General features: G+C 67.5%; 23 protein-coding genes. 17 read left to right on the top strand and 6 right to left on the bottom strand.

Annotated features, from left to right (window positions below):
• Positions 1 to 1,295, bottom strand: a 1,295-nt coding sequence (gene radA / locus AC1HIY_RS17605) for a DNA repair protein RadA (RefSeq protein ID WP_479578115.1), incomplete at its 3' end; no start/stop codon positions are given.
• A 435-nt stretch (positions 1,296 to 1,730) separates the two neighbouring features.
• Here radA and AC1HIY_RS17600 point away from each other — a divergent pair.
• The 5 genes from AC1HIY_RS17600 (at position 1,731) to AC1HIY_RS17580 (ending at position 6,341) form a co-directional block, all read left to right on the top strand.
• Positions 1,731 to 2,504 (top strand): MlaE family ABC transporter permease, encoded by a 774-nt coding sequence (locus tag AC1HIY_RS17600; RefSeq protein ID WP_479578114.1) that lies wholly within the window; start codon positions 1,731 to 1,733, stop codon positions 2,502 to 2,504.
• A gap of 25 nt (positions 2,505 to 2,529) precedes the next feature.
• Positions 2,530 to 3,285 (top strand): ABC transporter ATP-binding protein, encoded by a 756-nt coding sequence (locus tag AC1HIY_RS17595; RefSeq protein WP_479578113.1) that lies wholly within the window; start codon positions 2,530 to 2,532, stop codon positions 3,283 to 3,285.
• A gap of 45 nt (positions 3,286 to 3,330) precedes the next feature.
• Positions 3,331 to 4,263, top strand: coding sequence for an MlaD family protein (locus tag AC1HIY_RS17590; RefSeq protein ID WP_479578111.1), 933 nt, complete (start codon positions 3,331 to 3,333; stop codon positions 4,261 to 4,263).
• A gap of 39 nt (positions 4,264 to 4,302) precedes the next feature.
• The gene (locus AC1HIY_RS17585; protein WP_479578109.1) at positions 4,303 to 4,857 is read left to right on the top strand and encodes an HD domain-containing protein; all 555 of its coding nucleotides are present in this window, start codon (positions 4,303 to 4,305) and stop codon (positions 4,855 to 4,857) included.
• Positions 4,858 to 5,189: 332 nt separating this feature from the next.
• On the top strand, positions 5,190 to 6,341 hold the full coding sequence (locus AC1HIY_RS17580) for a DUF445 domain-containing protein (RefSeq protein WP_479578108.1): 1,152 nt from the start codon (positions 5,190 to 5,192) through the stop codon (positions 6,339 to 6,341).
• Positions 6,342 to 6,395: 54 nt separating this feature from the next.
• Here AC1HIY_RS17580 and AC1HIY_RS17575 read toward each other — a convergent pair whose 3' ends face one another.
• The gene (locus AC1HIY_RS17575) at positions 6,396 to 7,145 is read right to left on the bottom strand and encodes a sulfite exporter TauE/SafE family protein (protein ID WP_479578106.1); all 750 of its coding nucleotides are present in this window, start codon (positions 7,143 to 7,145) and stop codon (positions 6,396 to 6,398) included.
• 71 nt (positions 7,146 to 7,216) lie between these two features.
• Complete coding sequence (gene dusB / locus AC1HIY_RS17570) at positions 7,217 to 8,302, bottom strand: tRNA dihydrouridine synthase DusB (RefSeq protein ID WP_479578104.1); 1,086 nt, start codon at positions 8,300 to 8,302, stop codon at positions 7,217 to 7,219.
• Positions 8,303 to 8,579: 277 nt separating this feature from the next.
• Here dusB and AC1HIY_RS17565 point away from each other — a divergent pair, with 277 nt between their 5' ends.
• On the top strand, positions 8,580 to 8,768 hold the full coding sequence (locus AC1HIY_RS17565; protein WP_479578102.1) for a PLD nuclease N-terminal domain-containing protein: 189 nt from the start codon (positions 8,580 to 8,582) through the stop codon (positions 8,766 to 8,768).
• 194 nt (positions 8,769 to 8,962) lie between these two features.
• Positions 8,963 to 10,267, top strand: a complete 1,305-nt coding sequence (locus AC1HIY_RS17560; protein WP_479578101.1) for an alkaline phosphatase family protein — start codon at positions 8,963 to 8,965, stop codon at positions 10,265 to 10,267.
• A gap of 3 nt (positions 10,268 to 10,270) precedes the next feature.
• Here the strand turns inward: AC1HIY_RS17560 and AC1HIY_RS17555 are convergent, their stop codons facing one another.
• Complete coding sequence (locus tag AC1HIY_RS17555) at positions 10,271 to 11,641, bottom strand: tryptophanase (RefSeq protein ID WP_479578100.1); 1,371 nt, start codon at positions 11,639 to 11,641, stop codon at positions 10,271 to 10,273.
• Between the two features lie 213 nt (positions 11,642 to 11,854).
• On the opposite strand from AC1HIY_RS17555, the gene AC1HIY_RS17550 reads away from it, so the two are divergent.
• The 7 genes from AC1HIY_RS17550 (at position 11,855) to AC1HIY_RS17520 (ending at position 20,344) form a co-directional block, all read left to right on the top strand.
• On the top strand, positions 11,855 to 12,790 hold the full coding sequence (locus AC1HIY_RS17550; RefSeq protein WP_479578098.1) for a universal stress protein: 936 nt from the start codon (positions 11,855 to 11,857) through the stop codon (positions 12,788 to 12,790).
• A 48-nt stretch (positions 12,791 to 12,838) separates the two neighbouring features.
• A complete protein-coding gene (locus AC1HIY_RS17545) occupies positions 12,839 to 14,365 on the top strand; it encodes a calcineurin-like phosphoesterase C-terminal domain-containing protein (protein WP_479578096.1) in 1,527 nt (508 codons plus the stop codon).
• Between the two features lie 50 nt (positions 14,366 to 14,415).
• Positions 14,416 to 14,970: a hypothetical protein gene (locus tag AC1HIY_RS17540; protein WP_479578095.1), complete on the top strand. Its 555-nt coding sequence runs from the start codon at positions 14,416 to 14,418 to the stop codon at positions 14,968 to 14,970.
• 136 nt (positions 14,971 to 15,106) lie between these two features.
• On the top strand, positions 15,107 to 17,545 hold the full coding sequence (locus AC1HIY_RS17535) for a Lon protease family protein (protein WP_479578094.1): 2,439 nt from the start codon (positions 15,107 to 15,109) through the stop codon (positions 17,543 to 17,545).
• Between the two features lies 1 nt (position 17,546).
• Positions 17,547 to 18,398: a universal stress protein gene (locus AC1HIY_RS17530; protein WP_479578093.1), complete on the top strand. Its 852-nt coding sequence runs from the start codon at positions 17,547 to 17,549 to the stop codon at positions 18,396 to 18,398.
• Between the two features lie 57 nt (positions 18,399 to 18,455).
• Positions 18,456 to 19,835, top strand: a complete 1,380-nt coding sequence (locus AC1HIY_RS17525) for an aminopeptidase P N-terminal domain-containing protein (RefSeq protein WP_479578092.1) — start codon at positions 18,456 to 18,458, stop codon at positions 19,833 to 19,835.
• Positions 19,836 to 20,068: 233 nt separating this feature from the next.
• Positions 20,069 to 20,344 carry a hypothetical protein gene (locus tag AC1HIY_RS17520; protein ID WP_479578091.1) on the top strand — a complete coding sequence of 92 codons (276 nt, stop codon included), beginning with the start codon at positions 20,069 to 20,071 and terminating at the stop codon, positions 20,342 to 20,344.
• A 58-nt stretch (positions 20,345 to 20,402) separates the two neighbouring features.
• Here AC1HIY_RS17520 and AC1HIY_RS17515 read toward each other — a convergent pair whose 3' ends face one another.
• Together AC1HIY_RS17515 and AC1HIY_RS17510 are read right to left on the bottom strand one after the other, a co-directional pair.
• Complete coding sequence (locus tag AC1HIY_RS17515) at positions 20,403 to 20,579, bottom strand: hypothetical protein (RefSeq protein WP_479578090.1); 177 nt, start codon at positions 20,577 to 20,579, stop codon at positions 20,403 to 20,405.
• Positions 20,580 to 20,624: 45 nt separating this feature from the next.
• Positions 20,625 to 21,029 (bottom strand): hypothetical protein, encoded by a 405-nt coding sequence (locus AC1HIY_RS17510; protein WP_479578089.1) that lies wholly within the window; start codon positions 21,027 to 21,029, stop codon positions 20,625 to 20,627.
• Between the two features lie 241 nt (positions 21,030 to 21,270).
• Here AC1HIY_RS17510 and AC1HIY_RS17505 point away from each other — a divergent pair, with 241 nt between their 5' ends.
• The 3 genes from AC1HIY_RS17505 (at position 21,271) to AC1HIY_RS17495 (ending at position 23,366) form a co-directional block, all read left to right on the top strand.
• Positions 21,271 to 21,918: an RNA polymerase sigma factor gene (locus tag AC1HIY_RS17505; protein WP_479578088.1), complete on the top strand. Its 648-nt coding sequence runs from the start codon at positions 21,271 to 21,273 to the stop codon at positions 21,916 to 21,918.
• A 98-nt stretch (positions 21,919 to 22,016) separates the two neighbouring features.
• Positions 22,017 to 22,250 (top strand): hypothetical protein, encoded by a 234-nt coding sequence (locus tag AC1HIY_RS17500; protein WP_479578087.1) that lies wholly within the window; start codon positions 22,017 to 22,019, stop codon positions 22,248 to 22,250.
• Between the two features lie 114 nt (positions 22,251 to 22,364).
• Entirely contained in the window at positions 22,365 to 23,366 is a 1,002-nt protein-coding gene (locus AC1HIY_RS17495; protein WP_479578086.1) for a Vgb family protein, read from the top strand.
• Positions 23,367 to 23,420 lie beyond the last annotated feature (54 nt).

The following is a 23,420-nucleotide window of genomic DNA, read 5'->3' as shown; positions in this document are numbered from 1 at the left end:
TCGATGCCCTTGAGGTTGTGCTCCGGCGCGAGGGCGCGTTCGAAGCCGAGCTTGGCGGTCTCTTTCAGGCGCGCCTCGATCCGGCTGACGGTGCGCACCTCCCCGCCGAGCCCGACCTCGCCGATGAGCGCCGTGCCGGTGTCCGTCGGGACATCGTGGAAGGAGGAGGCGACGGCCACGAGGATGCCGAGGTCCACGGCGGGCTCGGTCAGGCGCACCCCCCCGGCCACGTTGACGAACACGTCGTGCGAGGCAAGGCGCAGTCCCTCGCGCTTTTCGAGAACCGCCAGCAGCATCTGCAGGCGGCGGTTGTCGAAGCCGGTGGCCGTGCGCTGCGGCGACGCATACGTGCTCGGCGTGACGAGCGCCTGGATCTCGACGAGCAACGGGCGCGTGCCTTCGAGCGCGCACACGACCGTCGAACCGCTGACGCCGTAGGCGCGTTGCGAGAGGAAGATGGCGCTCGGATTGATCACTTCGGCGAGCCCGCCGGTCCGCATCTCGAAGACGCCGATCTCGTTCGTCGAGCCGAAACGGTTCTTGACGGCGCGGAGGATGCGATAGGCGTGATGCCGGTCCCCCTCGAGGTAGAGCACGGTGTCGACCATGTGTTCGAGCACGCGCGGCCCGGCGATGGCCCCGTCTTTCGTGACGTGCCCGACGAGGAACACCGGGAGGTCGATCTGTTTGGCGAGGTGAATCAGCGAGGCGGCGCTCTCCCGCACCTGGCTCACCGAGCCCGGCGCGCTTTCGAGGTCGGGCCGGAAGAGGGTCTGGATGGAATCCACGATCATCAGGTCCGGCTCCGTCTCTCGGGCCGCCGCGAGGATGGCTTCCACGTTCGTCTCGGGAAAGAGGAAGAAGGCGTCGCTCTCCACGCCGAGGCGGCGGGCGCGGAGCTTCACCTGCCGGGGCGACTCCTCCCCCGTCACGTAGAGCAACCGTCGTTTCGGCAGGTGCTTGCCGAGTTCGGTCATCAGCGTGCTTTTCCCGATGCCGGGGTCCCCGGCGACGAGCGTGACCGAGCCGCTCATGATGCCGCCGCCCATCACCCGGTCGAACTCGCTCACGCCCGTGCGCAGGCGCGCCTCCTCGCCGAGCCTCACCTCGGAGAGCGCCGCCGGGTGCCTCCCGCCCTCCGCACCGACGGCGCGCCCCACCCGCGCCTTCACCGGCGTCGGCGCAACTTCCTCGACGAGCGAGCTCCACGCGTCGCAGCTCGGACACTTCCCCATCCACTGGGGGGAAACCTGCCCGCATACCTGGCACACGTATCGGGTTCGGGTTTTGGCCATGTTTTCAGTGGTCAACAGGGTGGGTTTTGCCGCGCGAGAGACCTTCCATGCGAACGAATACGGGGGGTTCAAAGGATCCCCGTCGCCCGCGTGCGGGTGCGAACCTCGCGCAGGGGTTTCCGTTGGAGGGAAGAACGGCGCCGGGCATGCCCTCTTCGCGCGAGAAGCCGTCTCACGTTACGTTCCCCTCTCTGAGGGCGGCTATGGCACAGATGGCCCTGTAACGAAAGCGTGCCCGGCGATCTCCCATGCAATATACGCACGGGGCCTGACAGCACGGCGTCACCCCGCCGAGAGGTCCGGCGCGAGCCTTCTCGAAACCTAACGCACTTTTCATCTTGGAAAGCATCCGAAGCGGGCGGAGGTGCGTACGTTGGCTCTCGCGGCTTCGGCTTCCAGGGCTCCTCTACCGAGATTCGACCTTCCCCCATGCGCGTGCGCACGTCTTCGCTTTCGCTTACCGCCTTCATGCTCGAACCCGTCGCGGCGCTGGGCCGATACAGCCTTTTGCTGTATCATGCCTTCCGGTCTCTGAGCGACTTCAAGGTCTATCGCAAGAACATCAGTGAACAGATGATGCGGGTCGGCATCGACTCGATCCCCATCGTGGCGCTGGCGGCGGCTTTCTCGGGCGCCGTGACGACGGTGCAAACGGCCTACCAGCTCGTCTCTCCGTTCATCCCGAAAACCATCATCGGCTCGATCGTCGTCCCGTCGATGATCCTCGAACTCGGGGCCGTCGTGACGGGTTTTATCCTGGCCGGGCGGGTGGGCGCGCGCATCGCGGCGGAGCTGGGCACGATGCGTGTGACCGAACAGATCGACGCGCTCGAAGCGATGGGGCTCAACTCCATCGGCTACCTGATCGTGCCGCGCGTGCTGGCCGGCATCGTGATGTTTCCGGTGCTTTACATCGCCGCCAGCTTCATCGGCATCACCGGCGGGCTTTTCGTCGGCTCGCTGAGCGGATACGTCACGGCGGGCGAGTTCATCGACGGGGCGCGGGAGTTCTTTCAGCCCTTCGATCCGATCTTCGGCGTCATCAAGTCGCTCGTCTTCGGCTTCGTCATCACGTCGATCTCGTGTTATAAAGGCTACTTCACCGGCGGCGGCGCCGAAGGCGTGGGCAAGAGCACCACGCAGGCCGCCGTCACCAGCTGTGTCTATATTCTGCTGGCCGACCTCGTGCTGGCGATCGTGCTCCTGTGAGCGTCGGCGGACCTTCCACCAACCCATGATCGAAGTCGAACACATATACAAAAGCTTCGGCGGCAAGCCGGTGCTGATCGACGTCTCGCTCAGGATTCCCGAGGGTGAGACGCTGGCGATCATCGGGCGGAGCGGCTCGGGCAAGAGCGTGCTGATGAAGCACCTCATCGGCCTGCTCAAACCCGACCGGGGCCGCGTGATCGTCGACGGCATCGACATCGACGCGATTTCGTATGACGAACTGCGAAAGGTGCGTCGGGAGTTCGGCGTGCTCTTTCAGGGCGGCGCGCTCTTCGATTCCATGAACTCGTTCGAGAACGTCGCCTTCCCGCTGCGCACGTTCACCGACATGACCGAGGCCGAGATCCGCGCGGAGGTGGAGCAGTGCCTCTCGATGGTTCAGCTTCCGGACGTCGGGCCGAAGATGCCCGCCGAACTCTCCGGCGGCATGCGCAAGCGGGTGGCGCTGGCCCGCGCCGTGGCCCTCCGCCCCCGGTACGTCATCTACGACGAGCCCACCAGCGGCCTCGACCCGGAGACCTCGAACACCATCGACGAGTTGATCAAGAGCCTGACCGATCAACTGCACATGACCAACATCGTCGTCACGCACGACATGCACTCGGTGCTCACCATCGCCGACCGGGCCGCCTTCATCCACAACGGCCACATGCACTGGACCGGCACCATCGAGGCGTTGCACGAGAGCCACGACCCGGTGCTCTGCCGCTTCGTGCGGGCCAATGAATACCAGATCGGCAAACCCGCGCTTCGCACCTAGCCCTCGGCCCCACGCGCCGGACCGACGACCGATGACCCTACCTCTATGAAATACGGCAACGAACTCAAAGTCGGAACCGCCATCCTCCTGACGGCGATCATCTTCATCCTCGGCATCCGCTTCTTCGAGGACCTGCCGCTCTTCCGCGGCACGACCAACCTGGAAACGGACTTCGAGAACGCCGCCGGCCTCATCGCGGGCAACATCGTCCGGGTCAACGGCGTCACGGTCGGCTCGGTCGATGAGGTGCGGATCAACCCGGAGACCAACCGGGTGCGCGTGCGCTTCCATGTGGACAGCGACCTGCCCATCCCGGAGGGTTCCTTCACACGCGTCACCGGCTTCGACGCGCTCGGCGTGGTGCGGATGGACCTGATCCTCGGCCCCCCGGGCAATCCCCCCATCCCCGATGGCGGCTACGTCCCGAGCGATACGGCCGAAGACCTGCTCACGTCGCTGAGCGCGCGCGCGCCCACCCTCGTCAACCGGGTGGACAGCGTCCTCGTCGGCCTCGACGCCACGCTCTCGACCACGCGCGCGCTCCTCGACGACCCCGAGAGCGACCTCCGGCAGCTCCTCCTCTCCGCACGCGGCAGCCTCTCGGCGTTCAACCGCTTCTTCCGCGCCGAAGAGCAACGCCTCTCGAACATACTCGCCCACACGGACACCCTCACCGGCTCTCTGAACGAGCTCATCGACGTGCAGGGCGACTCCGTCGGCGTGGCCGTTCAGAACCTGAACCGGGTCCTCGCACGCCTCGACCGCAACCTCGCCGCCTTCGAGTCCACCTCCGCCTCGCTCGACGCCATCATCGCCCGGATCGACCGGGGAGAGGGCTCGCTCGGACGGCTCATCAACGACGACGGCCTCTACCTCAAGCTCGATTCCACGCTCAACGGCGTCAACGCCCTCGTCGAGGACTTCAAGACCCATCCCCGGAAATACCTCCGGGAGTTGAAACTCATCGACATCTTCTGAGCGTTCCCCCATCCCCAGACGTCTGGCCCACATCGAACCATGCCGACCTACGACGACGCCCTCGCGCTTTTTCACGAATGGACGAAGACCGAAAGCCTGCGCCGCCACGCATACGCCGTGGAGGCCGCGATGGCGCACTACGCCCGGCTCTTCGGTGAGGACGAGGAGACCTGGCGCATCGCCGGACTGCTGCACGACATGGACTACGAGCGCCATCCTTCGCTCGAAGAACACCCGTTCGTCGGGGCGAAGGTGCTCCGGGAAAAGGGCTATCCGGAGGAGATCGTCGAAGCCATTCTGGGCCATGCCGAACACACGGGCGTGCCGCGCCGGACGCGCCTGGCGAAAACCCTCTTCGCCGTGGACGAGCTGGCCGGTTTCGTCACCGCCGTGGCCTACGTGCGCCCGACGAAGCTCGAAGGGATGAAGCCGAAGTCGGTCAAGAAAAAGCTGAAGGACAAGGCCTTCGCCGCCGCCGTCAGCCGCGAGGACATCCGCAAGGGCGCCGAAGCGCTCGGCGTCGACCTCGACGCGCACATCGCCAACGTCATCGCGGGCATGCACGCCGAAGCCGAGCGGCTGGGCTTCCGGTAAGACGCGCGCTCCGGAGCGCGCGAAACAACGCCGCCGCCCGTCCGTCGGGGGGAAAGCGAGAACATTCCCTGCGGATTCGCTTTTACGAACGCATGCCCCGCGAAGAAACACCCCCCTCTCCGGCTCCGAACCCCGGCGCTCCCCCTGAGGCAACGTCCGAGACTCCCGGTCCCGGGCTCCCGTCGGCCGCACCCGACAGCGCCGGAACGCCCGATGCCGGAACGCCCGATGCCGGAACGCCCGATGCCGGCATCGAAGAGGCGTCCGAACGCGAACCGGGTCGCCCGTCATCCGAGGACCGGACTCCTTCGGGAGAAGCCCGGGCGCCCGGCATGACATCCGGGGCGGAGCCGCCGGCGGTGTCGCTTCCGGAGGCGAAAGCCCTGACGAGGGCCCGCGCGCGCGATCTGCGGGAGCTGCTCCGCAAATACGTCCGCCGCCACCTCCCGCCGAAGAAGCCGAAGCCCGAGCGCCTCACGGAGCCACCGCGCGCGGTGGGGGCGCATGCCCGACTGCTGCCCGTGCTTCGCCTCGTGCCCGCTTTGCTCGTCGCGCTTTTCGGCTTCTCCTTCGTCTGGGATTTCCCCGGCGTCTCCGTCACCGCTTTCGGCCGCGCGCTCGCGCTCGACGGGCTGCTCCGCATCCTTTCGGTGAGCGGCCTCATCGGTTTCGCCACGAACTGGCTGGCGATCACGATGCTTTTCAATCCGCGCCACAAGCGTCCCATCTTCGGGCAAGGCCTCATCCCCGCGCAGCGCGAGCGCGTCATCTTCCGCCTGGCCAAAGCCGTCTCCGAGGAGCTCATCAACGAGGAGATCATCAAGCAGAAGATCGAGGAGCACCAGATCATCCCGAAGTATCGCGAGATGGCGCTCTCGGTGACGCGCGGCGTGATCGAGGATCCCGAGTTCCGCGCCGAACTCAAGAGCCTCACCGCCAGTTATGCCGAACAGGTGCTCACGTCCGAACAGGTGCGGATGCGCCTGGCGGAAGTAGCCGTGCAAAAGATCGAAGAGCATGCCGGAGAGGGCCTCGGCCGCCTCGCGCTGAAGGCCTACCGCTTCCTCAACGAAGAGGACTTCAAACGCCGCATCGACAACGCCATCCGCGACCTGCCCACCTCGCTCGATGCCGTGCTCGACGAGATGGACCACCTCCTCGACCGGGTGCCGAAGCTCATCGAGGCAAAGTCGGAGGAGATCGAGGAGTGGGCCACGCGCATCGTGCTTGGCTTCGTCGAGAACCTCGACGTGTACACGATGATCATGGGCAACATGATGCAGTACGATGAACGGCAGCTCGAAAACCTGCTCAAGCGCACGACGAACGAGCAACTCAACTACATCAAATACCTCGGCGGCGTGCTCGGCTTCTTCGGCGGGCTGGTCATCTGGAAGCCCGTGCTCGCCCTTTCCTTCTTCGGCGCGCTCGGTCTCGTGCTCTGGGGGCTGGATGCCCTGCTGTTTCGGATGAAGACGGCGTAGCGCATACGGGCGCTCGCTTGAAGCCGGGCCGCCTCCTTTGCTCACGGCCGACCGTCATAACGAGTCGACGAGCAGTTTCGTCGCCATGAGGAGGATGGCCGCCACAAGCACGATGCGGATCACCTTCTCTCCGCGGCGCACGGCCAGGCGGGCCGCCCACCAGGCGCCGAGCGCGTTCCCGGCGGCCAGACTCAACCCCAGGCCCCAGTCCACGTGGCCGGTCCATGCGAAGATGGCCAGCGCCGGAACCGTATACAACAGCACCACCGTCACCTTGTGCATGTTCACGAAGACGAGGTTCATCCGGAGGAGGTGGTAGAACGCCGCCATGAACAGGAAGCCGACGCCGACCTGAATGAAGCCGCCGTAGAAACCGATTCCGAAGAGCGCGGGATAGATCCACCACGTCTTGACGCCCTCGTTCGTCGTCGCCTTGTCCCGGGAACGCGGGATGATCATCGAGATGACCACGCCGATCATGATGACGGCGAGGATGCGCTCGAACCACTCGTCGCTGACGCGCACGGCGGCGACGGCGCCGAGCACCGCGCCCGGCAGCGCCCATACCGCGAAGATCAGGCTCTGTTCGAGGCGGCTCACCTTCTCCCGGCGGAAAGAGAGCACCGCGAAGATGTTCTGCACGAAGATGGCCACGCGGTTGGTGCCGTTGGCCGTCGCCCCGTCGAGGCCGAGGAAGAGGAGCACGGGCACGGTGAGCGTGGAGCCGCCGCCGGCCATGACGTTGAGGACGCCGGCGAGGAGCCCGACGCCGAAGAGGAGGAGAATATCCGCGTATTCCGGCATGCGTGTGAGGGGTCGGCAGCAAAGGACGGGCGCAAGATAACGACCCGCCCTTCGAAGTGCACCCCGCGCCCCTACCGCGCCGTCTCCACCGCTTCGGGCCGTGCGACGGGCGACGGGAGCTTCGCCGCGAGCGCCTCGGACAACCGCGCCGGTCGCACCTTCGCGGGGACGGCCACCTGCACCTCCGGCTCGTCCTCTCGGAAGTTCAACAAGCGTTCGATGATGCGCTCCCGGGACGGCTCCTCGATGATGAGTTGCCGGAGGCGGCTCGCGTGGCGAAAGCCCTTGAAGTAGCCGCCATACATGCGCCGCATCTCCAGCACGCCCTTGCGCTCGCCGAGCCACCGACACTTGAGCGTGAGGTGCTCCGCCACCACGGCCACGCGCTCCTCCCACGACGGCGGCGGCGGCCGTTCCCCCGTCGCCATGAATACCTTCGCATCGCGGAAGATCCACGGGTTGCCGATGGCTCCGCGCCCGATCATCACCGCGTCGACGCCCGTCTCGTCGAACATCGCCCGGATCTTCTCCGGCGTCGTGGCGTCGCCGTTGCCGATGAGCGGAATCGAGAGGCCGCCCTCCTCCTTGATCCGCCGGAGCCACGCCCACCGCGCCTCGCCCCGATACATCTGCGCCCGCGTCCGCGCATGCACGGCCAGCGCCCGCACGCCCGCCTCTTCGAGCATCCGCGCCACCTCGAGGATGCGGATCGACGCATCGTTCCACCCGAGGCGGGTCTTCACCGTCACCGGACGCTCCGTCGCCGCGACGACGGCCTCCGTGAGGGCCCGCATCTTCGGCACGTTCCGCAATATGCCCGCGCCGCCGTCTTTGCACACCACCTTCTTCACCGGGCACCCGAAGTTGATGTCGATCACGTCCGGCCCCACCGCATCGACGATCTTCGCCGCCTCGCGCACCTGTTCGATGTCGCCGCCGAAGATCTGGATGCCGATCGGGCGTTCCTCCTCGAAGATGTCGAGCTTCTTGTGCGAACCCTCTGCGTCGTGAACGAGGCCGCCGGACGAGATGAACTCGGTGTACATCATGTCCGCCCCGTACCGTTTGCACAGGATGCGGAACGGCGGGTCGCTCACGTCCTCCATGGGCGCGAGAAAGAGGGGGCGTTCGCCAAAGTCTATCGGTCCGATCTTCATGAGGCCGACGCAATCGTTTCGAAAAGGGATCTCTCGAACGAGCCTTTACGAAGGGCTGTTCCGCCCCGTCGTCCCGGCGCCGCACGCCCGTCGCTCCGTCAAAAGAACGAAGCGAGGCCAACTTTTTCGGGAAGCGTCGTATACTGGAATGTTTACGGAATGCCTCTCCCAACCAAGCCCGATCACCATCATGCGCGCGAAGCTATCCCCCCTTCTCCCCGCTCTCACGCTGGGCCTGTCCGCTCTCGTTCTCACCGGATGCGGAGGGCCGAACCTCATGGAACGCCTTCAGTACGGGTGGGGCTACGGCATCTGCGGCCTCCTCATCCTCATCCTCGACATCGTCGCCCTCCTCGAAGTGGCCGGAAGCGACCGGAGCTTCGGCGACAAGGTGCTCTGGGGACTGTTGATCTTCTTCTTCCCCGTCGGCGGCCTCATCCTCTATTACCTCTTCGGGCGGAAATAAGCGTCGTCGGCTGCAACCCGCGCCGCCTCGACCGGCGCCGCCCGACCCGTCTCGCGTCCAATCCTTCGGGCCGGGGCTCCCTCGCGAGTCCCGGCCTTTTTTTCGAAAAAGCCATTCGTGCGACGGGCGGTCTTCTCAATGCGGGCGGCGGCGGCTATCTTCCCACTCGCCGTATGATCTTTCCCTCGCTCGCCATGAAGCTTCCGTTCCGCCTCCCCGCGTTTTTCGCCGCGCTCTTCCTCGGCCTGAGCCTCTTCGCCCTCGGTTGCCGCACGCCCGAAGCCGCCGAGCGGCCCGCAGAAACGACCGTCGGCCCTTCCGACGACGCCCCGGCGCTCCCGCCGACGGTGCTGCTCATCTCCCTCGACGGCTTCCGGTACGACTACCTCGACCGTTACGAGGCCCCGACGCTCAAGCGCCTGGCCGAGGGCGGGGTGCGCGCCTCGCGCGGCATGCGGGTGTCCTTCCCCACGAAGACGTTCCCCAACCACTACACCACCGTCACCGGCCTCTATCCCGAACATCACGGCATCATCGCGAACAACATGTACGACCCGAAGATGGATGCCTGGTTCAGCCTGAGCAACCGGGAGGCCATCGAAGATGCGCGGTGGTGGGGCGGCGAGCCGCTGTGGGTGACCGCCGAGCAACAGGGGCAGATCGCCGGAACGTACTTCTGGCCCGGCTCCGAAGCCGCCATCGAGGGGGTGCGCCCGACGTACTGGAAACGGTTCGACGGCCGCGTGCCCGGCGACGAGCGCGTGGACGAGGTGCTCGGATGGCTCGACCTCCCGGAAGCCGAGCGCCCCACGTTCCTCACCCTCTATTTCAGCGACGTGGACTCGGAGGGCCACCGCCACGGGCCGGATGCACCGGAGACCGCCGCCGCCGTCACGCGCGTCGACGGCTACCTCGCCCGTCTCGTCGCGGGCCTCGAAGCGCGGGGCCTCTTCGAGGCCGTCAACCTCATCGTCGTCGCCGACCACGGCATGGCGGCCACCTCGCCCGAGCGCGTCATCGTCCTCGACGACTACCTCGACCTCGACGACGTGGTGGTGGTGGACCGCTCGCCCGTCTTCATGGCGCGTCCGAAAGAAGGGAGGGCCGAGGCCGTCTTCGCCGCGCTCGAGGGCGCCCACCCGCACCTCCAGGTGTATCACCGCATGGAAACGCCCGAAAAATGGCATTTCCGCGCGCACTATCGCATTCCGGAGCTCATCGCCGTGGCGGACGAGGGGTGGAGCATCGCCACCGAGCGGGCGTGGTTCGAGACCCACCGCGACCGCTTCGTCGGCGGCACGCACGGCTACGACAACTACCTCCCGTCGATGCATGCGCTCTTCGTGGCGCACGGTCCGGCGTTTCGCCGGGGACTCCAGGTCGAGCCGTTCGAGAACGTCCACCTCTACAACCTGATGGCGCACATCCTCGGCCTCCGCCCCGCTCCGAACGACGGCGACTTCGACGTCGTGCGCGGCATGCTCCGGCCCGGCTCCTGAGCGTCACACCGGTTCGAAGACGGCCGTGAAGTGCCGGAGCATCGGCGGCTGCTCGACGATCCGCACGCCGCGCACCTCCGCACGCCGCTCGTACACCTCTCCGACCACGTCCACCACGTAGTCGATCTGGCTCTTCGTATAGACGCGCCGGGGGATGGCCAGCCGCACAAGTTCGTTCTCGGCGAACGTCTCCCGGCCCGTCTCCGGGTCCGGGCGACCGAACATCACCGAGCCGATCTCGACGGAGCGGATGCCGCCGTGCCGGTACAGTTCGACGACGAGCGCCTGCCCCGGATACTGTGCCTTCGGGAGGTGCGGGAGCATCGCCGCCGCGTCGATGTAGATGGCGTGGCCGCCGGGAGGCTGCACGATGGGCACGCCCGCCGCCGCGATGTGGTCGCCGAGGTAGCGTGTGGAAGAGGCGCGGTATTGCTGATAGTGGAGGTCGAGCGCCTCGTACAGCCCGACCGCGATGGCCTCGAGGTCGCGCCCGGCGAGTCCGCCGTACGTCGGGAAGCCTTCGGTGAGGATGAGGAGCGCCTGCTCCTGTTGGGCTACGGCGTTGTCGTTCGTACACAGGAAGCCGCCGATGTTCGCCATGCCGTCTTTCTTGGCGCTCATCGTGCATCCGTCGGCGTACGAGAACATCTCGCGGGCGATCTCGATGAGCGGCGTCCCGGCGTATTCCGGCGAGCGGGCGTGGATGAAATACGCGTTCTCGGCGAAGCGGCACGCATCGATATAGAGCGGCACACCCCGGGCATGGCAGATCTCGGAGGCCGTCCGGATGTTTTCCATCGAGACGGGCTGCCCGCCGCCGCCGTTGTTCGTCACGGTGATCATGGCAAAGGGAACGCGGCCGGGGTTCTCGTCGAGCACGCGGGCGAGGGCTTCGAGGTCGATGTTGCCCTTGAAAGGAAAAGGCGTGGCGAGTTCACGCGCTTCGGAGCACGGAAGGTCCACGGCGACGGCTCCGGCAGCTTCGAGGTTGGCGCGCGTGGTGTCGAAGTGGGTGTTGTTCGGCACCACGTCGCCGGGCCGGACGAGCGTGGCGGCGAGGATGCGTTCCGCCGCCCGCCCCTGATGCGTGGGGATGACGTGGCGAAAGCCGAAGATGTCCTGCACGGCATGCTTGAACCGGCGGAAGCTCGGGCTTCCGGCATACGACTCGTCGCCGCGCATCATGGCCGCCCACTGCTCGGCGCTCATCGCCCCCGTGCCGCTGTCGGTGAGCAGGTCGATGAGGATCGCGTCGGAGGGGACGCAAAAGAGGTTGTACCCGGCTTCGGCGAGGTAACGCTCGCGTTCTTCCCGGCTCGTGATCCGGATCGGCTCGACCATCTTGATCCGGAACGGTTCGATTATTCGAGGCATGGCGTCGGCCTCCCGCAGCGTTCGTTGGACAATCGCCCGGAAGGTACGTCCCGCATGCCGGCGCGCTTGTAGGGGAAACCTGCACACTTCACGTGATTCCGGGAAAGAAGACGCGCGCGCGAAGACCGTCGCGTTTTCCGTTTGCATGCCTCCTTCCGAATTCGCAATTTGGGCGCGTCATCTGCCCGTCCTTTCCACCCCGACCTCCCGGCCATGCTCAACGTCCGCAAGATCCTTTTCCCGACCGACTTCTCCGAGACCTCCACGCACGCGCTCACCTATGCGCTGTACCTTGCGCACCGGTATCAGGCCGAGCTGCACATGCTCCACGTGACGGTGTTTCTCTCCGAGGATCCGCACAACCCCGCCCATCATTTCCCCGACCAGGAGGCGATCTATGAAAAGCTCCGCAAGATTGCCGAGCGGGACATGGAGGCGCAGATTCCCGAGGGGCAGGAGCAGGGGCTGACCATCGTGCGAGCGCATCGACGCAACCTCTCGGCGGCTCCGTCCATCGTCGAGTATGCGGAGGAGGAGGACATCGACCTCATCGTGATGGGCACGCACGGGCGACGCGGGCTCCCGCGCATCCTCATCGGCAGCGTGGCCGAGGAGGTCATCCGCCACGCGCCGTGTCCCGTGCTCGCCATCCGGAAGCCCGAGGACGTGGAAGCGCCCGTCGAGATCAAACGGATCCTCGTGCCCATCGACTTTTCCGAGCATTCGCGGGAGGCGCTCACCGTGGCGCGCGAGATCGCCGAGGCGTACGATGCCTCCGTTCAGCTGGTGCACGTCCTCGAAGAGGTCATCCACCCCGCTTTTTACGGGATCGCCGCGAAATCGCTCAAAGACATTTACCCCCACATCGAAGAAGAGGCCATCGAGGCAATGATGCGGTTCTTTTCCGAGACCGACGGGCCGGACGTTCCGGTCACGTATCACGTCTTCGAAGGCCGCGCCGGACGCGACCTCCCCCGCTTCGCCGAGGAGCACGAGAGCGACCTCATCGTGATCTCGACGCACGGCCTGACGGGGCTCGATCACCTGCTCATCGGCAGTGTGGCCGAGCGGGTGGTGCGCCGCGCCCCCTGCCCCGTGCTCGTGCTGAAGTCGTTCCGCCGATCGCTCCTCGCCAAAGACGAAGACTGACCGGCGCGCCCCCCCCGACAGCCTGCCCGCTCCTTTCCCCACCTTCCGATGAACCACCGCTCGCCCCACAACCGGAGCCGCCGACGCTTCCTGAAGCGCGCGACGCTCGCCGGAGCCGCCCTCGCCTGCCCGTCCTTCCTCCTCGCCGACCCGTATCGTCCGCTCCCGGCGCCGGCGAGGCCCGCCACGCCGGTGCGCGTGCGGGGGCGTGTGGCGACGGGCGGACGCGGCCTCGCCGGGGTGGCCGTCACCGACGGCGTCACCGGGACCGCCACCGACGCCGACGGCGCTTTCGAGCTCATCGCCGACGGGCGACAGCCCTTCGTCTACCTCTCGATACCCGCCGGATACGCCGTGCCGCGCAACCCCACCGGCACCGCGCGTTTCTACGCGCCGATGCGCCCCGACTCCCGGGGCGAGATGCAGGCCGCCTTCGACCTCGAGCCGCTCCCGACCTCCGACGAGCGCCACGCCTTCCTCGTCCTCGCCGACCCGCAAACGCAGGACGGCTTCGAGATGAACCGCTTCCATGCCGAGACCGTCCCGGACGTGCGCGCCACCGCCGCCGCGCTCGGCCAGACGCCGGTCTTCGGCGTGGCGTGCGGCGACATCATGTTCGACCACCTCGACCTCTACCCCGAGTACGAGCGCGCCGTCGCCGCGATGGGGCTGCCCTTCTTTCAGGTCATCGGCAACCACGACCTCGACTATGGCGGCATGACCGACGCCGACTCGGCCCACACGTTCTCCGCCCATTTCGGCCCCACGCACTATTCCTTCGACCGGGGCGCGGTGCACTACGTCGTGCTCGACGACGTCTTCTGGCACGCCGCCGGCTACCTCGGCTATCTCGACGCCGATCAGCTCGGGTGGCTGGCGCAGGACCTCGCCCGCGTCGAGGCCGGGCGGCCCGTGGTGATTTTCACCCACATCCCCGCGCTGAGCACGCGCTTTCGCCGGGCGGGCGGCGACACCCCGCCGATCGCCGCCTCGATCACGAACCGGGAGGCGCTCTACCGGCTGCTCGAGCCCTTCGAGGCGCACATCATCTCCGGCCACACGCACGAGAACGAGCACGTCTTCGAGCACGGCACGCACGAGCACGTCTGCGGCACGGTGTGCGGCGCATGGTGGAGCGGCGACATCTGCTATGACGGCACGCCGAACGGCTATGCCGTCTTCGAGGCACACGGCGAAACGCTGCGATGGCGATACAAGAGCACGGGCCGCGAGGCCGGGCGCCAGATGCGCGTGTATGCGCGCGGCGCGGACCCGAACGCCCCCGACGAGATCGTCGCCAACGTGTGGGACTGGGACCCCGAGTGGACGGTGGTCTGGTATGAGAACGGCGAACGCAAGGGCGAGATGGCCCGGCGCATCGGCACGGACCCGCTCTCGGAACGCCTCCATCGCGGAGCGGACAAGCCCGAGCACCGCCCGTGGGTCGAGCCCGTGCCCGTCGCGCATCTCTTCTACGCCCCCGTCGCGCCCGATGCGAGCGACATCCGCGTGGAGGCAACCGATCGCTTCGGGCGCACGTACACGGCGTCGCCCGAGCCGCTCAGGGACGACTGAAACCGGACGTCCCTGCGGCGGCATCCTCCGCCCCACCATCCCGCTCCGCCATGCCCTCCTTTTGCCCCGCGCGCTTTTTCGCACTCGTCCTCGCCCTCGGCCTGCTCCTTCCCGCCGCCCTCCGGGCCCAGGACCCCACCCCGCTTCCCGAAGCCGACCCCGCCGACGTCGAGACCGTGGACGGACTCATGCACGCCGTCTACGAGGTTATCTCCGGTCCCGCCGGACAGGCGCGCGACTGGGACCGTTTTCGCTCGCTCTTTCACCCGTCCGCCCGCCTCATCCCCGTGCAACCGACGCAAAACGGAGCCTTCGCGCCCGTCTTCCTCTCCATCGACGACTACATCGAGCGGGCCGGCGCCTACCTCGAACAAAACGGCTTCTTTGAGCGGGAAATCCACCGGACGACGGATGCCTATGGCCACGTCCTCCACGCCTTCTCGACGTACGAGTCGCGGCACAAGGCCGAGGACCCCGAGCCGTTTGTGCGCGGCATCAACAGCTTCCAGCTCCTGCACGACGGCGCGCGCTGGTGGGTGCTCAACATTTTCTGGGACAGCGAACAATCCGGGCCGCCCATCCCGGCGAAGTACCTTCCCGAGTGATCGAGAGGGCCTCGCGGGAAAGCGCGCCGCGCCCGCATCGGGGATCGCCCGGCAGCCATTGACGGTGGCATCCTTCCGACGCGCGCGTTAGGTTTGCTCCATCCCTTCCCTTTCCCGCTTACGACTCGCCTTTCGCATGCCCGTGCCGCCCCTCCCGCCCGAAGCCCTCTATCGCCGGTGCGACCCGGCGCAGTTCGACTTTGAGACGACCGAAGGTCTCGACGGTGAGCCCGTCGTCATCGGGCAGCCGCGCGCGGTGGAGGCCGTCCACTTCGGCATCGGCATGCGGCACGCCGGGTACAACATCTTCGCCGTGGGACCGGCGGGGCTGGGGCGACGGGCGCTCGTGCGCCACTTCCTCGAACGCGAAGCCGAACGCCGGACGACGCCGCAGGACTGGTGCTACGTGAACAATTTCGACGAGGCGCGGCGGCCGCGCGCGCTTCCGTTGCCCGCCGGGCGCGGCAGCGCTTTCCGCGATGACATGGCCCGGCTCATCGACGAGGCGCAGGCGGCGCTGGAGGCGGCTTTCGAGAGCGAAGACTATCAGATGCGGCGGCAGGCCACCGAAGAGGAGGCGCGCGAGGAAGAGGAAAAAGCGCTCAAAGACCTTCAGGAGCGCGCGCGCGAAAAGCACATCGCCCTGTTGCGGGCGCCTGCCGGGTTCGCTTTCGCCCCGATGAAAGAAGGCAACGACGGCGAAGTGCTCTCGCCGCAAGAGTTTCAGGAACTGCCCGAGGAAGAACGCAAACGCATTCAGGAAGTCATCGAGCAGTTTCAGGAGGAGTTGATCAGGATCCTCCGGAAAGCGCCGCGCCGGATGCGGGAGCTTCGCGAACGGCTGCGCGCGCTCAACCGCGAGGTGGCCCGATACGCCGTCTCCGACCTCATCGAAACCCTTCGCGCACGATACGCCGACCTCGAGGCCGTCCGCGCCTACCTCGACGCCGTCGAGAAGGACCTCATCGACCATGTCGACACGTTCCTCCAGGCCCGGCAGGCGAGCGACGAGCACGCCACGCCGGACGACTCCGCCGCCGAAGAAACCGGCGCCCTTTCGATGCGGCGGTATCGCGTCAACGTGATCGTCGATCATGGATCGAGCGAGGGCGCGCCCGTCATCTACGAGGACAACCCGCATTACAAAAACCTCGTCGGCCACATCGAGCATCTGGCCCGGATGGGCACGCTCGTGACGGATTTCAACCTGATCGAGGCGGGAGCGCTGCACCGGGCCAACGGCGGGTACCTCATCGTGGAGGCGCGCAAAGTGCTCGCGCAGCCCTTCGCGTGGGAGGGCCTCAAGCGCGCGCTCTTCGCCCGGAAGATCCGCATCGAGACGCCCGGCGAGGCGAGCGGCCTGATCAGCACCGTCACGCTCGAACCGGAGCCGATCCCGCTCGAGGTGAAGGTGGTGCTCGTCGGGGAGCCGGAGTTGTATTATCTCCTTCAGGCCTACGACCCCGACTTCCCCGAGCTTTTCAAGGTGATGGCCGACTTTGAAACGGATATGGATCGGACGGACGGGCGCGAGCGGCGCTATGCCGAGATGCTGGCGCGGCTGGCGCATCGGGAGGGGTTGCGGCCGCTGGCGCGCGACGCCGTCTGCCGAACGATCGAGCGCGGCGCCCGCCTCGCCGGAGACGCCGAGAAGCTGACGACCCACCTCCAGAGCCTCACCGACCTCCTCCGGGAAGCCGACTACTGGGCCGGACAGGACGACGGTTCCGCCGTCATACGCGCCGCGCACATCCAGCGCGCCCTCGACGCGCAGGAGCGCCGGGCCGACCGGCTCCGCACCCGGATGCAGGAGCAGATCCTCCGCGACACGATCTACGTCAGCACCGACGGCGCGGTGACGGGGCAGGTCAACGGCCTTTCGGTGCTCCAGCTCGGCAGCTTCGCCTTCGGCAAGCCGAGCCGCATCACCGCGCGCGTGCGCCTGGGCTCCGGCGAAGTGGTCGACATCGAGCGTGAGGTCGATCTGAGCGGCCCCATCCACTCGAAGGGCGTGCTCATCCTCGCGGGTTTCCTCGGCGGGCGGTATGCGCGCAGCCGGCCCCTTTCGCTCACGGCCAGCCTCGTCTTCGAGCAGTCGTACGGCGGCATCGAGGGCGACAGCGCCTCGTGCGCCGAATTGTACGCGCTCCTCTCGGCCATCGCGGATCTGCCGCTCCGGCAGGCCTTCGCCGTCACCGGCTCGGTGAACCAGCGCGGCGAGGTGCAGCCCATCGGCGGGGTCAACGAAAAGATCGAGGGCTTCTTCGACGTATGCCGGGCGCGGGGGCTCACGGGCGAACAGGGGGTGCTCATCCCCGCCTCGAACGTCAAGCATCTGATGTTGGCCCCGCGCGTCGTCGAGGCCGTGCGGGACCGGCGGTTTCACGTCTACCCGGTCCGCACCGTGGACGAAGGCATCGAACTGCTCACCGGGATGCCTGCCGGCCAACGGAGGCCCGACGGCACGTATCCCGAAGGCACGGTCAACCGCCGGGTGATCGACCGCCTGGCAGAGATGGCCGAGCGACGACAGGCGTTCCTTCGCGCGGACGCCTCCACCGAAGACGAGCTTTGACATGACGGAGCCCGCGCACGACCTCCTCATCCGGCGCATCCTCGTCGCGCTCGACGCCTCGGCGCACAGCCGGGCGGCGCTCGAAGCGGCGGCGCTGCTCGCCGCACGGCTGAACGCCGAACTGACGGGCCTCTTCGTCACCGACCGCGCCGTGCTCCGGGCCGCGGCGCTCCCGTTCACCCGCGTGATCGACCCGCTTGCGTGCGCGGCGAGGCCGTTCGAGAGCGCGGGCGTGCGGCGAGAGTTCCGCGTCCTCGCCGAGCGAGCGCGACGGATGTTCGAGGCCGTCGCGGCGCGGGCCGAGACCTCCGCCACGTTCCGCATCGTCGAGGGCGAGGTAACCGCGGAACTGCTTGCGGCCGCCGCCGAAGCCGACCTCCTCGCGCTCGGGCAGTCAGGCCACACCGAGGCGAGCCGCCGCAAGCTCGGCGCGACGGCCCGCGCCGTCATCGCCCGCGTGGGCGTCCCGGTGCTCGTGCTCCGGCGCGGCGTCCGGCTGGACCTGCCCGTGATCGCGCTCTACGACGCCTCTCCCGCCGCCGAACGCGCCCTTCGCCTCGCCGCCTTCCTCGCCCGTCAGGACGCCGACAGCCCCCTCGTCGTCCTCGTCACCGGCCCCGACGCCGAGACGATCTTCGAGCGGCAGCGCGCGCTCATTGCGCGCCATGGCCAGGGAGCGCCCGAGATCCACTTTCGCCCGCTCTCCGACCTCTCGCCCGCCCGCGTGGCCCACGTCACGCGCGAAGAACGGGCCGGGCTCCTCGTCGGCCCCGCCGAGGCCGAAGCCCTCCGCGCCGACGGCCTCTCGAGCCTCCTCGCCTCCACCGAATGTCCGGTCCTCCTCGTGCGATAACCCCATTTTTCCATGACAAAGCATCCGTCCCGCGCCCGTCTCGCTCGAAAATGCTCGATGTTCGTCGTGAAAGCGGCCCTCGTTGCGCTCGGTGCGAGCGCGTTCCTCGCCGCCCCCGCTCCGGCGCAGACGCCCGAGGAGCGCTTCTTCGACTGGACCGATCTGCCCTTCGACGAGGCCGTCTTCGCCGGACGGCGCGCCCGCATGATCGACGCGCTCCGGGCCGACGGCGGCGGCGTCTTCCTCGTCCCGGCCCGCACGGGCGTCTCTCACGGCTTCACGTTCCGGCAGACGGACGACTTCCTCTATCTGACCGGCCTCGAGACGCCCGACGCCGTCCTCGCCCTCGACGCCGACGCCCGCACGGCCACGCTCTTCGTCCCGCCCCGCGACGCCCGCTTCGAGAGCGCCGCCCGAGCGAACGACTTCCCGGGTCGTCCCCTCGGCGACGACCCCGAACTCGCCCGGCGCTCGGGGCTTGCCGACGTGCGCCCGGTCGCCGCGCTCGAGGCCGCCGTGTCCGCGTGGGTGGCGGCGGGCCGCACGCTCCGCGTCGATGCCGGGCGGCGCGGCGTCGGGCCGGTCGAGACGGGCTTCACCTTCGCGTGGTCGCCCGCCGAGGCCATGCTCTTTCATCTGCAACGGACGCATCCGAAGGCGCGCATCCGCGATGCCTTCCCCGCAGTGGCGCGCCTTCGGATGATCAAGGGGCCCGAAGAGATCGCGGCGATCCGGCGGGTGTGCGACCTCACCGTCGCGGCGATCCGGCACGCCGCCGCCTTCATCCGCGACGGCGTGGACGAGCGCACGCTCGAAGCCGAACTCGAAGCCGCGTATAAGCGGGGCGGCGCACAACGACTCGCCTTCGCCTCCATCATCAAATCGGGGCCGAACGCGCTGTGGCCGTGGCGCATCCTCGCCGCCCACTACGACCGCCGCAACCGGGCGATGCACGCGGGCGAACTCGTCATCTTCGACGTCGGCACGGAGCTCGACTATTACGTGAGCGACGTCGGACGCACCTTTCCGGTCTCGGGCCGTTTCACGCCCGAACAGCGCCGCATCCTCGCGATGGAGGTCGCCGTCTCCGACGCCGTCATCGCCGCGATCCGGCCCGGCGTCACGTTCGCCGAGTTGACCGAGACCGCCCGCGCCGCCACCCCGCCCGCCGAGCGCCCGTACATGCAGACCGGCCTGTTCTTCGGCCACCACCTCGGCCTCAACACCGGCGACCCGAGCCTGCCCGACGCGCCGCTCGCGCCCGGCATGGTCTTCACCGTCGAACCGTGGTATTATAACCACGACCTCGGCATCGCGGTCTTCACCGAAGACGTGATCCTCGTCACCGAAGACGGCGCGGAGGTGCTCACCGCCGCCCTGCCCCGCACACCCGAGGCGCTCGAACGGATGGTCGCCGCCTCACCTTCGCGTGAATGACTCCACGCGTCAAGGACGTGCGTCAAGGACGGCTTTCGCCGAAGGTCGCACGAACGAAGCCACCCAAATTATTCGTATCTTCCCCCGCACTCGAACCGCTCCTCCGGACCCCTCTGCCACCGGGTCGTCCGGCATGGTTCTTTTTCCGTTCTCGATCAGACAGACTTATGCCTTCCGACCTCCTCTCGGAAATGCCTCCGCCTCAGAGAAGACACCGGCGCTTGTCCCGGCGGATGCGTCATCTGATCTTCTGGCTTCTCATCACGCTGGCCGCTGCCGCCGTCGTGCTCATCGTCAAGTCGGGGCCGCAATACTTTCTTTTCGGGGCCGTCGTCTCCTTGCTCATGATCGTCGATCTGTACCTGAACGACCGGGACAGCGAGTGGAGCATCACCCCGCGTCATCTCGGCAACGTGGCTTATTTCCTGTATTACGGCCTGATCCTTCTCAACATCGCCGCGACGGCCTATGGGCTGCTCAAGCTCAAATATCCCGGGCCGGGGCCGTGAACCGCACCGGAAGCCGAACCACGCGCGAGGCGCGTGTCATGCGCCTGCGCCGAGGCGGCTATTCAGCCTCCGGCGCGCCGTCGTCGAAGGCGTCCCGGTACATTACGTAAAACAGTCCCAGTACGATCAGCGCCAGCCCGCCGGCAGCCACGACGCCTCCGGAGAGGACGCCAGTGATCATGGCGACGAAAAAGCCGAAGAGGGCAACCATCGAGGCGGCATACATCGTAATCATGACTTTCTTCCGGTTTGATGGGTAAAACGAAACGGACGGCGCGCGTCAAGCACGCGTGTCGAGTCGGACAAAAATTGCGGCGGCGACGAGACCGAAGAGCACGTGTCCGGCAAGGCTCATGAGTTGCGGGGGGCCCACCACGAACGCCATCTGCGGCATCCCGAGTCCGATCGGCAGGAGCAGCAGGGCGCCGAGCAGCCACCAGATCACCCCGTTGACGAGCCCCGCCCCGAGGAGCACGCTCAGGCGCGCCGGCAGATGATGCGCCGCCGCACCGAAGAGCGCGCCGATGAAAACGCTGATCCCCATGTGTAGCCCGAAGCCCGTCGCCGCATGCGACGAGCCGACCAGCCCGGCGACCCTCGGAAGCAGGCCCATCAGGCCCATCATCAGGCCGAAGACGAGCCCGCCGCCGAGCCCGCCGAGCGCCCCCGCTCTGACTGAAGCCATCCATCCATTCCGTGATGCGTGCGACGAGAAAGCTGCGCTTTCCATGGGTTCGATCTCTTTTTTTTGACTTGCCTTCCTTCCACGGACGCACCCCGGCGGCGAAATCTTACCGCCCCGGTGAAATTTTCCACCCGCCTCACGCACCCATTATCCGAGCGCCACCCCGCGCGGCGCGCTTCGGCTCCGGTCCACCGATCCGTCGCGCCCGACTTCCGTCTCCCCTGCCCCCGCACACGTCATCATGCCCTTCCGCTTCCGCCGCAGAGCCCGCACCCCGCTTCGTCTCGACACGAACGAAGCCTGGCTGGAAGCGCTCCGCGGCCCCCGCCGCGACGAGGCCCTTCAACGCCTGCGCGACCACCTCGTGCGCGGCCTTCGGGCGGCCCTCACCCGCCGAGGCGCACACCGGGTCACCCTCCTCGCCGAAGACTTCGCCCAGGACGCCCTTCTCCAGATCCTCGCCCGCCTCGACACCTTTCGCGGGGAGAGCCGCTTCACCACGTGGGCTCAGAAAATCGCCGTCCGCATCGCGCTCACCGAACTGCGCCGCAAACGCTGGAAAAACGTCTCGCTCGACGACCTCGCGCCCGACGACGCCCCGGACAGCCTGCCCGCCCTTGCAGAGGACACCCGCGACCCGGCCGGGCAAACCGCCTCGCGGTTGCTCTTCGCCCACATTCAGCGCGCCATCGACGAGGCGCTGACCGAGCGCCAGCGCCTCGCCCTCAACGCCGTGATGGTTCACGGCATGCCGCTCGAAGAGGTCGCCCGCCGGATGGACACCAACCGGAATGCGTTGTATAAGCTGCTCCACGACGCCCGCAAACGACTCAAAAAAAGCCTCGAAGCCCGGGGCATTTCGCCGGAGGAACTCTGGAGCGAAGCGTGACCATGCCCGGACGAACGTTCCTCACCGGAAAGGGTAAGATTTCGAAGGCCGGTCGCCTCTATTCGAAAAAACGTACGCACCGCCTGCCCGGAGGAGCCATGAAACTGGACAAACCGATACTGCAAAGAATAGCGCGGGCCGTCGCCCGAACGCGCCCGGACGAGATCGGCTGTGACGCGTGTTTCGAGGAGATGGACCGTTTCGCCGAGATGGTGATGGCCGGGAAGCCCGCCGCCGAGATGATGCCGCTCGTGCAGGATCATCTGGATCGATGCCCGGATTGCCGGGAGGAGTTCGAGCTGCTCATGGACGCCCTCCGCGCCGACTCATGAGGGGGATGCGCGCGCGAGTGCTTGACTGTTGGGGAGGGAATTTGCTATGATGAAATCATTCGTTCCGGACACCCCCGCCACGGTCTGACCTCCTCCCCAACCCGGATCCGTCCCATGCGTCTCCTCTGTGTGCTTCTCGCGTTGCCCTTCCTCGGGCTTCCCCCGCCGCCTCATCCGACCGACCGCTTGCCCGCCGACGAAGTTGAAATCACCGAGTGGGTGGTTCCCTGGCCCGACTCCCGCCCCCGCGACCCGTACGTCGATCGAGAGGGACGCGTCTGGTTCGTCGGGCAACGAGCGGACTATGTGGCGTACCTCCTCCCCGAGACCGGCGCGTTCAAACGGTACGACCTCGATGCGGGCGCCGGGCCGCACAACCTGATCGTCGATGCCGACGGCGCGGTGTGGTATGCCGGCAATCGCGCGGCCCACATCGGCCGGCTCGATCCCGCCGACGGCAGCATCGTGAAATATCCCATGCCCGACCCCCGCGCCCGCGACCCGCACACGCTCGTCTTCGACGCCCACGGCGACCTCTGGTTTACCGTCCAGGGCGGCAACTTCGTGGGCAAACTCAACCGGGCCGATGGGAGCATCGCGTTGATCGAGGTTCCGACCCCGCGCGCCCGTCCGTACGGCATCGTGCTCGATGCGCAGCATCGGCCATGGATCGCCCTCTTCGGGACGCACAAGCTGGCCGTGGTGGACCCGGCGACGATGACGCTCGAAGAGATCGCGCTTCCGCGCACGGAAGCGCGTCCCCGCCGCCTCGAAATCACCTCGGACGGCGCCGTGTGGTACGTCGATTATGCGGGCGGCATGCTCGGACGCCTCGACCCCGAGACGCGCGCCGTCAGGGAATGGCCGATGCCCGACGGCGAAACCTCGCGCCCCTACGGCATGGCCGTCGACGACCGGGACCGGCTGTGGTTCGTCGAGACCGGCGTCGACCCGAACCTTTTCGTCGGGTTCGACCCGGACACGGAGACCTTCTTCTCGCGCACGAAGATCGCGAGCGGCGGCGGATCGGTGCGGCACATGTTTTTCCACGCGCCCGGAGCCGAGGTGTGGTTCGGCACGGACGCGAACACCATCGGGCGCGCGCGTCTGCCATGAGGCGGCCTCCGGCGCACACGTCTCGCCCGGCGCGCGCGGGCCGGCGCGCCGCTG

It is taken from the genome of Rhodocaloribacter sp. (assembly GCF_056451265.1).
This window is presented reverse-complemented; position numbering and strand designations above follow the sequence as displayed.